The organism is Actinosynnema sp. NPDC059335 (genome assembly GCF_042752395.1).
GTDB lineage: Bacteria > Actinomycetota > Actinomycetes > Mycobacteriales > Pseudonocardiaceae > Actinosynnema.
The window spans coordinates 27,180-39,714 of the sequence record NZ_JBHYXZ010000067.1; the positions used below are offsets into that span (position 1 = coordinate 27,180).

Sequence of the window (12,535 nt, forward strand, 5' to 3'; positions counted from 1 at the left end):
GCCCCAGCCCCGGCCCGGCCCCGGCCGCGGCGCCCCCCCCCCCCCCACCTCCCGCGCGACACCACCGAACGACCACCGCTCCGATCTCCGCCGCCACCCAGGAAAGCGCTTACCACTCCAGGAGATCACCCCATGAAGGCACTCCTCGCCGTGTCAGCGTTGACAGCGGCGTTGCTCCAGGTCACCGCACCGGAGGCGCAAGCGGCCTGCGGCGACGGCACCTACCACGCCGAGGTGACCGGTTCCGGCAGCAGCTTCACCGCGCGCCGGGGCGGCAGCACCGTCTACACCGGCAGCAGCCTGCGTGCCGCGATGCAGGCGGCCAACGACAGCCTCACCGCCAACCGCACCTCCAAGGAGCGGATCGTCGTCCGGGCCTCCGGCTCCATCCCCGCCGGCGAGCGCTACTCGATGCGCAGCTACACCGCGCTCGACGTGTGCGGCACCATCGACGTCACCGGGTCCGGCTCCGGCGACTACGCCCCCGTCTACGCGCGCGGCGTCCGCGACATCGAGGTCCAGAACCTCACCGTCACCGGCACCCCCGTGTACGGCATCTTCATGCGCAACGTCACCAACGTGGTGATCGGCACGGTCACCATGCGCCTGTCCCGGGGCCTGGGCGTGCGCATCGACAACCGCGGCGACACCAGCCAGTGGAGCCGCAACATCCGCCTCGACTACGCCTACGTGCAGGGCGCCAGCTCGCACGCCGTGGAGACCTACGGCGTGGACGGCCTGACCATCGGCACCGTGGTGGCGCGCAGCGTCGGCGAGTCCGGCCTGCTGCTCAACCAGACCATCAACGCCACCGTGGGCACGGTGGACGCGGAGAACGCGGGCGCGGGCACCGGCTACGCCGCGTTCCGCACGGCCAACCGCAACGGCCGCATCGGCAGCAGCTACCCGACCAACATCCGGGTCGGCACGGTCAAGGCGCGCGGCGGCGGCCGCGGCATCTTCTGCGTGTCCGAGAGCGGCGGCCTGGTGATCGACCGGATCGACGTGGCGAACACCGGCAACAACGCGATCCTGGTGGAGAACTGCTACAACGTCACGGTCGCGGGCCAGGGCGGCACGGTGTCCGGCGGCGGCGAGATCCGGCTCGCCGCGCGCAGCGAGTTCCCCAACAACCGCGACATCTACATCCAGAACCTGACCGTGACCAACTCGTCGATCCGCGAGAGCCCGTGCGGCGACAACACGGTCTTCCGCAACAACACGCTCGTCAACAGCAGCCAGAGCATCTGCTGAGCCAGGCGGCCGGGGGCGGTCCTGCCCGTCCCCGGCCTCGCCGGTCCCGCCTCGCCTGCCCCGGGCCCGCCCACCTCCTCGGCGTGACGCCCGACCTCGCCACCCCCCGGCTCCGAGGTGTGAACGGCTGGACCACGCGCCCCGCGTCGTTGCGGCACCAGGGTGCGAAAGAGTTGCGGTCCGGTCACGCACCCGTCCCACTCCTTGACACAGTGCTGTGGCCCGCGACACAGTACCGCCGATTTTGAGCGGTTGAACGCCCGTCGAAGTGTCCAACCGGGTGCGGTGCGTAACCGTTCGAGGGAGCAGGGAACCAGCCCGAGCCGGGGGGAGGGGGCAGACCATGGCGCGTCCCGGCGGTCCGGTGACGATCCGCCAGGTGGCGCTGCGCGCCACGCCCTCCCACCCGACCGCGCCCGACCCCCGCCCCGCGCCGCCCCCCGACGCCCGCGGCCGAGCCGCCGCGCCCGTCGCCGGCCACTCGCGGGTCGCGTCGCCCGCGTGCGGTCCGCGCCCCGACTCCCGTCACCGGGCCGCCGTGCCCGTCCCCGGCCACCTGCGGACCGCGTTGCCCGCGCGCGGTCCGGGGGCCGACGTTCGCCACCGGACCGCAGTCGGCGGCCACTCGCGGGTCGCGTTGCCCGCGCACGGGCCGCGACCTGACGTTCGTCACCGGGCCGACCACCCATCGCCCGACCGCGCGCGGCTCGTACGTGAGCCGTTTCCGGGTCGGTGGGCCGCCGGCGCGACGAATCGAGACGTGCTGGACCCCGAAGTTCTCCCCGACATGGTGATCGCATCGGCCCACCCCCGTGCGGTAGGTGTGCACGGTGCAGCGCGCCGAGAGGGGACGGACGTCGCGGTGACGGGTTCCGACCACTCACCGCCGCCCTCCGCTGTGGACGGTGGCCCCACCTCTGCGCGGCGACCCGGCACCGGGTTCGCCCGCACCGCGACGGTCCCGCCGGCCGTCGCGAACGGCGACCGGGGAGCGCCGTTGCCGGGCGGTGTCGACCGCCGCGGCAGCGCCCCGGTCCGCTTGACAGAGCAAGAGTGAACGAATGGGAGTTTCGGTGATGGGCGTTCGGACAACGGCGTTGCGGGCGACCGCGGCGCTGGGCGTGGCAGTCCTCCTCGCTTCGTGCGGCAGCGGAGGGGACGAAGGCGGCCAGCAGCCCGGCGGTGCGCTCGAAGGTCGGGGGGAGGTCACGTTCGCCACGGGCAAGGACACGTCGGGCAACATGCAGAAGCTCGTGGACGAGTGGAACGCCTCGCACGCGAACGAGCAGGTCCGGATCATCGAGCTGCCCGAGTCCGCCGACGCCCAGCGCCAGCAGATGGTGCAGAACGCGCAGGTCAAGTCCGACGCGTACACGATCCTCAACCTCGACGTGGTGTGGACGGCCGAGTTCGCGGCCAACCGCTGGGTCGTCGAGCTGCCCGCCGACCAGTTCGAGCTGGACAAGTTCCTCCAGCCCGCGGTGAAGACGGCGCAGTACCGCGACAAGCTCTACGCCGTGCCGGTGTACTCCGACGGCGGCCTGCTCTACTACCGCAAGGACCTCCTCGACGCGGCGGGCCTGAAGCCGCCGAAGACGTGGGCCGAGCTGACCACCGCCTGCCAGGCGGTCAAGGCGACCCAGCTCGAGATCGGCTGCTACGCCGGTCAGTTCGAGAAGTACGAGGGCCTCACGGTCAACTTCGACGAGGCCGTGCACTCCGCGGGCGGCGACGTGGTGAACGCCGAGGGCAAGCCCGTGGTCGACTCGCCGGAGGCCAAGGCCGGGCTGGACACCCTGGTCACCGGCTTCCAGCAGGGCGTCATCCCGCAGAAGGCCATCACCTACAAGGAGGAGGAGGGCCGCCGCGCCTTCCAGGCGGGCGAGCTGCTGTTCCACCGCCAGTGGCCCTACCAGTGGAACCTCGCCGGCAAGACCGACGGCTCCTCGCAGGTCGCGGGCAAGTTCGACGTCGCGCCGCTGCCCGGCGTCAACGGCCCCGGCAGCTCCACGCTCGGCGGCCACAACTTCGCCATCTCCGCGTTCGGCAAGAACAAGGCCACCGCGCTGGACTTCATCAAGTTCTTCACCAGCGAGTCCGCGCAGCGCTCCAACCTGCTGGCCACCTCGCAGGCCCCGACCCTGGCGAGCCTGTACGACGACGCCGAGCTGATCACGAAGTTCCCGTACCTGCCGACGCTGAAGGAGTCGATCCTGTCGGCCAAGCCGCGCCCGCAGGCGGTCCGCTACGGCGACGTCACCCAGGCGATCCAGGAGGCCGCCTACGCCGCGCTGACCGGGGAGAAGACCAGCGACGCGGCGCTGAAGGACCTGCAGGCCAAGCTGTCGGAGCTCCTTAAGTGACGGCGGTCGCCCACCGCTCCCGGGGTCGTGCCAAGGGCGCGACCTCGGGAGCGGGGCGACTCGCCGCGGCGCTGCTGTCGCCCACGTTCGTGGTGCTCGGCCTCGTGGTCGGGTACCCGCTGGTCGCGGCGCTGCGCGAGTCGGTGTTCCGGGAGGGGACCGACCTCGACGAGAGCGGTTTCGTGGTCGAGGGCTCGCGGTTCGTGGGCCTCGACAACTACACCGCCATCTTCGCCGGCGAGTCCGCCGCCCGGTTCTGGAACGCCTTCGGCAACACCACCGTGTTCACCCTCGTCACCGTCGCGCTGGAGGTGCTCATCGGGGTCGCCATGGCGCTGGTGATGCACCACGCGCTGCGCTGGCGCGGCGTCGTGCGGGCCAGCATCCTGGTGCCGTGGGCCGTGCCCACGGCCGTGTCGGCGCTGCTGTGGCGCTGGATCTTCCAGGCCGACGGCGTGGCCAACGCGGTGATCGGGCAGCAGGTCCTGTGGACCACCGAGGGCTGGCAGGCGAAGTTCGCGGTCATCCTCGCCGACGTGTGGAAGACCGCGCCGTTCGTCGGCCTGCTCGTGCTCGCCGGGCTCCAGATCATCCCGAACGACGTGTACGAGGCGGCCCGGGTCGACGGGGCGTCGCCGTGGCGGCAGTTCTGGCGCATCACGCTGCCGCTGGTGAAGCCCGCGCTGCTGGTGGCCGTGCTGTTCCGGGTGCTCGACGCGCTGCGCATGTTCGACCTGCCGTTCGTGCTGATCGGCAGCCGCAAGGAGTCGGTGGAGACGCTGTCCATGGTGGCCTTCGACGAGGCCGCGAGCCTGAGGTTCGGACCGGCCGCGGCGTACGCGACGGTGTTGTTCGCCTACGTCGCGATCACCGCGCTGGTGTTCGTGCGGCTGCTCGGCGCGGACGTGATCGGCGCGGCCCGGGAGAGGGGGCGCAGGTGAAGCGCGTGCTCTCGTTCGGCGGCCTGCTGCTGATCCTGGTCTACTGCCTGGCGCCGTTCTACTGGATGGCGGTCTCGGCGTTCCGCCGCCCGTCCGACCAGTTCGAGCTGACGCCGCTGCCCGCGCCGTTCTCGCTCGACAACCTGACGGCGGTGTTCGCGCCCGGCGTCGGCTTCGGCCGGTCGCTGCTCAACAGCCTGGTCGTCGCGGGCACCACCACGGTGCTCACGCTGATCATCGGCGTGTCGGCGGCCTACGCGCTGGCCCGGCTGAACTTCCGGTTCAAGAACCTGGTCGCGGCGCTGATCATCGCCACGTCGATGTTCCCCGGCATCTCCCTGCTGGTGCCGCTGCTGGCCCTGTTCACCGACATCGGCTGGATCAACACCTACCAGTCGATGATCGTGCCGAGCCTGTCGTTCGCGCTGCCGCTGGCGGTGTGGAACCTGACCGCGTTCTTCCGGCAGATGCCCGAGGAGCTGGAGCAGGCGGCGATGATCGACGGCTGCACCCGCGGCCAGGCGTTCCGCAAGGTGATCCTGCCGCTGGCCGCGCCCGGCGTGTTCACCACCGCGATCATCACGTTCATCGCGGCGTGGAACGAGTTCATCATCGCCCTGTCCATGGTCAACGACAGCTCGATGCAGACCGCCACCGTCGCGATCTCCCGGTTCACCGGGGCGTACGGTTTCGACCAGCCGTTCGGCACGCAGATGGCCGCCGGCGTGATCGTGACCGTGCCGCTGGTCGTGGTGGTGTTGTTGTTCCAGCGCAGGATCATCGCGGGCTTGACCGCAGGCGGTGTCAAGTAGCCGCCTCGCGGTGTCAAAGGCCGGTCGCCACGTGATGGGAGAGCCGTGGCGACCGGCCAATTTACTCCCCGAGCGCCCTCAGGGCAGCCGCCACTGCTGCGCGCCGGTGCCGTTGCAGTCGTGGATCTGCAACTGGACGCCGTTCGCGGTGGTGCTGTTCGGCACGTCCAGGCACCTGCCCGACGGCGTGTTCACCAGCGCCGTGCCCCGCGGCCACCACTGCTGCGCGCCCGTCCCGTTGCACGTCCACAGCTGCACCCTGGCCCCGTTGGTCCGCGCGCTGCCGCTGACGTCCAGGCACCGGCCCAGCGCCCGCAGCGTGCCGTCGGGCGCCAGGGTCCACTGCTGCGCGGCCGAGGCGTTGCAGTCCCACAGCCGCACCACCGCGCCGTCGGCGGGTCCGCCGGGATCACCGTCGAGGCACTTGCCCGCCAACCCGACGACCGCGCCCGACCGGGCCGGGTTCGGGCCCACGTCGAACGACGGCGGCGCGTCGACCGCGGCGCTGCCCCACGTCGTGGCCGTCGTGCCCAGAGTGAAGTCGAGCGTGCCGCCCCGGGCGACGAACGACGCGGGCAGCCACGGCCGGGACGACCCGACCCCGTCCACCCGCAGGGACTGGACGTACCTGGCGCTGTCGGAGGCGTTCGGCGCGGTGACGGCGATGGTCACGCCGTTGCCGCGTCGGATGGTCGTGGCCGGGAACTGCGGGCTGGCCAGCACCAGCTCCGCCCGGCCCGGCGCCTGCGGGTACAGGCCCAGCGCCGCCCACACCGCCCACGACGACATCTCACCCAGGTCGTCGTTGCCCACCAGGCCCTCGGGCGTCGGCGCGAAGATCGACGTCAACGCCCGCCGCACCACGTCCTGCGCCTTGTGCGGCGCGCCCGCGTAGGCGTAGGCCCACGGCGTGTTGAGCGTCGGCTCGTTGCCCAGGTAGGCGTACGGCTTCTTCGACCCGGCGTTCAGCTCGGTGAAGAACGTGTCCAGCCGGGACGTGACGGCCGCGTTGCCGCCCATGGCGTCGAACAGGCCGCGGTGGTTGTAGGGCACCATCCACGTGTACTGCGCGGCGTTGCCCTCGACGTACTCGTTCTCCTGCGTCGGGCTGAACGCGGGCCACGTGAGGCTCGCGTCGCGCGGCTGCACGTACCTGCTGCCCGGGTTGAACAGGTTGCGCCAGTTCTGCGCCCGGCGCAGGAACCGCTCCGCGGTGGCGGCGTCGCCGAGCCTGGCCGCGAACTGGGAGATGGCGAAGTCGGCGCTGGTGTACTCCAGGGTGGTCGCGGCCGAGCCCCACACGTCGCCGAGACCGGTCGGCACGTACCCGTAGTTGTTGTACTGCAACCACCCCGGGCGCTGGCGGATGTCGTCCACGCCCGCGACCACGCGGCGCAACGCGTCCGCGGTGTCGAAGTCCGTGCCGCCGAACGCGTGCGCGGTCGACACGATGATCGCCATCGGGTCGCCGTTCATCACGCCCGTGCCGCCGTTGGCCACCGTCCACCGGTCGAAGTAGCCGCCCTGGGCGGCCTGGTTGACGGCCGACTGCGCGATGTCGGCCGCCTCGGCCGGCCCCAGCAGCGCGATCAGCGCGATCTGCGACCGGTAGACGTCCCAGCCGGAGAAGTTCGCGTACTGGGTGCGGGTGGTGGTGTGGACCTGCCGGTCGAAGCCCGCGTACTGGCCGTTGACGTCGCTGAAGACGTTGGGGTGCAACAGGGAGTGGTACAGCGCGGTGTAGAGGGTGGCCAGCTGCGCCGTCGTGCCGCCGGTGACGTCGACGCGGCCCAGCCAGGAGTTCCACGCGGCGCGGGCGGCGGTGCGCACCTCGTCGAACGACCGGGAACCGGTTTCGGCGGCGAGGTTGGCCCTGGCGTTGTCGAGGCTGACGAACGAGATGCCGATCCGCGCCGTGACGGTGGTGGAGGCGAACGACACGAACGCCGACGCGGCGAACGGCCGCACGTCCTCGGTCGTGGCCGACGGCGCGGGCAGCGCCTGGCTCCCGGCCGTCTTCGGCGCGGGCGGCACGCTGCCCCGCCCGCTGCCCTCGACCACCCGGCCGCCCGGCGTGACCAGGCCGTCGGCGATGGTCGCGGTGGAGGCGAACGGCTGGTCGAAGGCGACGTGGAAGTGCAGCCGGTAGCGGTTGCCCGTGCCGCAGAACCCGCCGCTGTCGGTGTAGCCGGACAGGCTGTCCGCGCCGATGGTGATCGAGCCGGCGGCGGCGTTGAACGCGCGGGCGGCGTCGACCGTCAGCGACGCGCGCCGGCCCTCCGGGTAGGTGAAGCGGGCGACGCCGGAGCGCTGGTTCGCGGTCAGCTCGGTGCGGATGCCGTTGTCGAAGCGGACCGAGTAGTAGCCGGGGGAGGCTTGCTCGTCGGCGTGGGCGAAGGTCGAGTAGGCCGCCGGCGACGTGCCGAGGGACGGCATGAACGGGACGTTGCCGAAGTCGCTGCACCCCGGGCCGGACAGGTGGGTGAGGCTGAAGCCCCGGATGCGGTTGTCGTCGTAGTGGTAGCCGCCGTGCTGGTGGGTCACCGTGTCGGGGCTCCACTGGAGCATGCCGAACGGCGCGACGGCACCGGGGAACGTGTTGCCCGCGCCTCCGCCGTGCCCGAAGTCGGGGCCGCCGGGTTTGGTGCCGACGAACGGGTTGACGTGCTGGGCGGGATCGGCGACGGCTTGGCGGTCGGGATCCGGGGCGGCGTGCGCCGGGCCGGCGTGCAGGGGGACGGCGAGCGCGGCGAGGGTGAGCGCGGCGACGGCCGCGGAGCGGAGACGCATCGTGGGACCTCCGGCAGGGTAGGAGGCTTGACAACGTTGTCAAGATCCCATTCTCCCACCGGGGGGTCGGGCCGGGAACCCGCTGCGCGGGCGAACGCCGGTCCACCGGCGTGGTCCCGAGGGTCGACGCCGGCGCACCGGGTCAGGCCACGTGGTACATCGGGTTGGGCAGCTTGACCTCGCGCTCGGCGTGGCCGCCGTCGAAGTCGCTGTGCTGGTCGCCGACGTTGAGCACGATGGTGTCGCCCAGGTCGTCCTGGATGTGGGCCCGGGTCAGGTCCTTGAACTCGCCGACCCGGCAGGAGAGCCCGCAGGTCAGGTAGGGGGCCGGGTTCGAGGTGGGCTTGAAGTAGACCCGGTCGGCGGCGACCGGGTAGCCGTGGTGTTCGAGGTTGCGCACCGACGGCCCGGCGAGGGTGTCGCGGCGACCGGTGATGAAGTACACCCGCACGCCGCGCTCGTCGGCCCAGCGGGCCAGGTCCAGGGTCGGTTCGATCACCTCGAAGACGCCCTGCTCGATCGCGGCCTGCTGCCTGGCCCGGTCGAAGCCGAAGTCGTTGTCGGCCTGCCAGCCGTAGGTGATCTCCGAGGTGTCGTCGATGTCGAGCACGATCGCCGGCCGGTCCACCCCCGCGCCGAGCCGCGCGGCGAGGTAGGACTGCGCGCGGTCGATCTCGGACTCGGTGTCGTGCCCCCACGGGCTGTCGGCGGAGTGGTGGTTGTGCCCCTGCGCGTCCCGCCAACCCCGGTAGTACTGGACCACGTCGCGCTTGGCCAACCCGAGGTTGGCCGGTTCGCCGAGGGCCTGGGCGGTGCGGTCGGGCGCCGCGGTGCCGGTCGCGCCGCCGAGGAAGGCGAGGCCGACGACCAGGGCCGCCACTGCTTTGATCGACCGGGTGGTGCGGCTGGGTTGCGCCATGGTGACTCCTGCTGCCTGACGGGACGGGTGGTGACCTGCCGTCGGACAGCCGACCACCGCCACCCGCACCCCGCCCGCCGGACCACCTGGTCGGGCGTCACCCGGTCGATCCGACGAAGGTGAAACCCTTGATAACTTCAGTGTGAACTGAAATATCACTACGTCGGCGGCAGGAGCAGCCCGCGCGTGCCGGCGGGCGGGAGCCCGGAGAGGGTCGGCGGGTGTTCCGGGTCGACGTGCCGGAGGTCCACCTCACCGCCCCTGAACCGCGCGCCCGCGAAGGCGAGCCCGCCCCCGGTGAACCGGGCGTGGGCGAACGAGACGGTGCCGCCGGCGAACGTCGCGGACTCGAAGGACAGCGTGCCGGTGATGGTGGCGTGGGCGAAGTCGACCCGGCCCTCCCCGCCGAACGTGGCGCCGGCGAAGTCGCCGCCGTCGAACACCGCCCCGGAGAAGTCGAAGTCGTGGCCGCGCCAGGTGCGCGGGTCGTCGTCGGGCAGGTGCAGGTTGTCCCGGACGAGCCGGATGACCGTGAGCCGCACCTGGCGCTCCTGGCCGGGTTCGGCGACGTAGGGCTGCCGCAGGTACGCGCACAGCACGTCGATGCAGCCCTGACGCGCTTCGGGCGCGTCGTTGGCCAGGGCCGCGAACGCGTACGCGCCCGCGATGCGAACCGAGGCGGCGGGCGCACCGAGCAGCTCGGCTGCCTTGGTGTAGCGGTCGAGCAGGACCTTGCTCGTCTCGCGGTGGGCATCCGCCTCGTTGAGGCGCTGCCGCCGGTACGCGACGGTCAACGCGACCACCGCCCCGATGCCGCCCACGACCGTCAGCACGACCTTCAGCGCGTCGAGCCGCTCCGGCAGGGTGGCCGGTCCGCCCAGCACGTGCCACAGGAGCACGCCGACGCCCACCGCGACCGCTGCCGTCACGGCCATGACCAGCGCGACGTGCACGACCAGCGGCACGGCGGGTAATCGCGGTCGGCGGCCGAGCGCCGTCCGCGGTCCGTGTCCCCGGCCCGCCGCCAACAGCACCGCGGCGGCCACGGCGAGCGTCACGGTGGGCCAGTGCCGCCCCGTCCACCGCGCGACCTCCGCCGCGGCCCACCACCACCGCTCGGGCGCCAGGCCCACCGCCGCGGCGATCAGGAACCCCGCCGCGAGCGCCTTCCGACCCCGCGCCCCCGGCCGGAACCCCCGGACGGCGCGGCTGATCTGCATCGGATGTTCGTCCATGCCGACATCGTGGCCGAAGGTCGGGCGGGGTCAGCCGAGCGGTGCGGGGGAGTTCGCCTCGGGCACGAGGAGGGTCGGTGTCCCGGTGCCGTCCGCGGGCACCGCCCACACGTCGTTGACGCCGTCGTCGCGCTGGATGCCGTACGCGATCGTGCCCGCGTCGAGCCACGCGGGCTGGTCGTCCACGCTCCGCGCCTCGGCCAGCGGCGTGACCGCCAGCGTGTCGAGGTCCAACGTGGACAGTCGCCAGCCCTGGTTCGGGTCGCCGTTCACCGCCGCCTTGTACGCGATGCGCCGCCCGTCCGGCGACAGGGACGGGCACTCCACGTCGTCCGCGACCGACCGGAGCGTGCGGGCGGCGAAGTCGCCCTCCATCAGGTACCGGTGGCCGCCGGTCGACATCGTGGCGTAGAAGCGGTTGTCGTCGGCGGCGAAGGTGACGCCCCAGAAGTTGCGGTCCACCGCCGAGGCCACCACGCCGTCCACTGTGGACGTGAACTCCTCCAGCGAGGCGACCGTCGTCCCGGACCGGGTGTCGAGGATTCCGGTGGTGGTGGAGAAGCCGTTCGCCGCGTACGAGTGGCCGTCCACGAACAGCGTCCACGCCACCATCCGCCCGCTCGCCGACACCCTGGTCCGGTTCGGGAACCCGGTCAGCGGCACGGTCCGCACCTCGCGCAGGTCGGCGTCCAGCACGGCCAGTCCACCCGCCTCGAACGCGCCGACCGGCCGCAGGCACGACGTCGTCCCGCCGGCGGTGTAGACGCGGTCGCACCGCTGTTCGCCCACCTCCCGCGGCCCGCCGGGGTCGGACCGCGACACCGTGGAGACCCGGCCGTTGGTCAGCACCATCAGCCGGGGCCCGCCGACCGGGGTCGAGGCGACCTCGCCGGGCTCGGGACCGGACCACGCGGCGTACCCGGCCGCGACGGCGGCCAGCAGCACGGCGGCCAGCGCGGTGATCAGCAGACGTGCCCGAGTGGTCATGATCGGCGTCCCAGGAGTGCGGCGGTGGCGGCCAGGGTGAGCGCGACCGCCGCGGCGGCCAGGCGGGTGGCGGCCTCGGGTCCCCAGAACTGCCAGGCGAGGCCGAACAGCACGGACGAGCCGAGGTAGGCCAGGGCCTGCCCGCTCTGGATCAGCGCGATGCCGGTGGTGCGGAGCCGTTCCGGCAGCAGCGGGCCGGCCAACGCCATGAGCACGCCGTCGGTGGCGGCGTAGAACACCCCGTACAGCACGACCACGACGACGACCAGCGGCCGGCCGCCCAGGGGCCCGAACAGCAACAGGTACACCGCGCCCAGCGCCGCGTACCCGCCCAGCATCACGGGCAGCCGGCCGACCCGGTCGGCCACCGCGCCCAGCGGCGCGGCCAGCAGCAGGTACACCAGGCTCGTGCCCACGGCCAGCAGCGGGAACCAGCCGATCGCCAGGCCCTCCCGCTTCTGCAGCAGCAGGTACACGAACCCGTCGCCGATCGTGGCCAACCCCAGCAGCGAGGCGGCGAGCACGACCCGCCGCACGCCCCGGTCGCGCCACAGCCCGCCGACCGCCCTGAGCCGCACGGGCCGGGACGCCACGGGGGAGCGGTGGTCGCGCACGAACAGCACGAGGATCACCACGCCGAGCGCGGCGACGCAGAAGCTCGTCATGAACACCGAGTCGAACGACTCGCCGGTCAGCGCGAGCACGGCGAGGGCGACGAGCGGTCCGGCGAACGCGCCCATGCCGTCCATGGCCCGGTGCACGCCGAACGCCCGCCCGAGGTCGCCCGCGGGGGTGGAGAGGGTGATGAGGGCGTCGCGGGGCGCGGTGCGCAGCCCCTTGCCCGCCCGGTCGAGCGTGATCACCGCGCCGAGGGCGGCGGTGGAGCCGCCCGCGAGCAGCAGCCCGACCTTGGCGACGGCGGACAGGGCGTACCCGAGCCCGGCCACGCCCTTGCGCCGGTCGGTGCGGTCGGCGAGGTAGCCGCCCACGAGCCGGAGCAGGGTGGTCGCGCCGGTGTAGACGCCGTCGATCACGCCGTAGGCGGCGGGGCTGAGCTGGAGGCCCACCACCAGGTAGAGCGGCAGGACGGCGGTGACCATCTCGGACGAGACGTCGGTGACGAGGCTGACCGCGCCGAGCGCGAGGACGTTCGCGCCCACGCCCTTCCAGCCGGCGGTCCTGGGGCGGGTGATCGTGGACAGGTACACGGCGCACCTCCGGGGGTGCCTGTCTC

The 12,535-nt window shown here is 72.7% G+C and carries 9 protein-coding genes; 4 read left to right on the plus strand and 5 right to left on the minus strand.

Going from position 1 to position 12,535, the window contains the following annotated elements:
- The first annotated feature begins 132 nt into the window (after positions 1-132).
- The 4 genes from ACFXGA_RS21460 (at position 133) to ACFXGA_RS21475 (ending at position 5,370) form a co-directional block, all read left to right on the plus strand.
- Complete coding sequence (locus ACFXGA_RS21460) at positions 133-1,254, plus strand: hypothetical protein (RefSeq protein WP_378090502.1); 1,122 nt, start codon at positions 133-135, stop codon at positions 1,252-1,254.
- Positions 1,255-2,330: 1,076 nt separating this feature from the next.
- Positions 2,331-3,617: an ABC transporter substrate-binding protein gene (locus ACFXGA_RS21465; protein WP_378090504.1), complete on the plus strand. Its 1,287-nt coding sequence runs from the start codon at positions 2,331-2,333 to the stop codon at positions 3,615-3,617.
- Positions 3,614-4,558, plus strand: coding sequence for a carbohydrate ABC transporter permease (locus tag ACFXGA_RS21470; protein ID WP_378090506.1), 945 nt, complete (start codon positions 3,614-3,616; stop codon positions 4,556-4,558). The genes ACFXGA_RS21465 and ACFXGA_RS21470 overlap by 4 nt, the downstream gene beginning before the upstream one ends.
- On the plus strand, positions 4,555-5,370 hold the full coding sequence (locus tag ACFXGA_RS21475) for a carbohydrate ABC transporter permease (protein ID WP_378090508.1): 816 nt from the start codon (positions 4,555-4,557) through the stop codon (positions 5,368-5,370). The genes ACFXGA_RS21470 and ACFXGA_RS21475 overlap by 4 nt, the downstream gene beginning before the upstream one ends.
- A 78-nt stretch (positions 5,371-5,448) precedes the next feature.
- On the opposite strand, the gene ACFXGA_RS21480 is transcribed toward ACFXGA_RS21475, so the two are convergent.
- The 5 genes from ACFXGA_RS21480 to ACFXGA_RS21500 all read right to left on the minus strand — a co-directional run bounded on the left by ACFXGA_RS21480 (position 5,449) and on the right by ACFXGA_RS21500 (position 12,509).
- Complete coding sequence (locus ACFXGA_RS21480; protein WP_378090510.1) at positions 5,449-8,160, minus strand: lectin; 2,712 nt, start codon at positions 8,158-8,160, stop codon at positions 5,449-5,451.
- A 142-nt stretch (positions 8,161-8,302) separates the two neighbouring features.
- Positions 8,303-9,079, minus strand: a complete 777-nt coding sequence (locus tag ACFXGA_RS21485) for an HAD family acid phosphatase (RefSeq protein ID WP_378090512.1) — start codon at positions 9,077-9,079, stop codon at positions 8,303-8,305.
- A 158-nt stretch (positions 9,080-9,237) separates the two neighbouring features.
- Positions 9,238-10,314 (minus strand): pentapeptide repeat-containing protein, encoded by a 1,077-nt coding sequence (locus ACFXGA_RS21490; protein ID WP_378090514.1) that lies wholly within the window; start codon positions 10,312-10,314, stop codon positions 9,238-9,240.
- A gap of 30 nt (positions 10,315-10,344) precedes the next feature.
- Positions 10,345-11,301 (minus strand): TolB family protein, encoded by a 957-nt coding sequence (locus tag ACFXGA_RS21495; protein WP_378090516.1) that lies wholly within the window; start codon positions 11,299-11,301, stop codon positions 10,345-10,347.
- Entirely contained in the window at positions 11,298-12,509 is a 1,212-nt protein-coding gene (locus tag ACFXGA_RS21500; RefSeq protein WP_378090523.1) for an MFS transporter, read from the minus strand. Before ACFXGA_RS21500 ends, ACFXGA_RS21495 begins: the two co-directional genes overlap by 4 nt.
- Positions 12,510-12,535 lie beyond the last annotated feature (26 nt).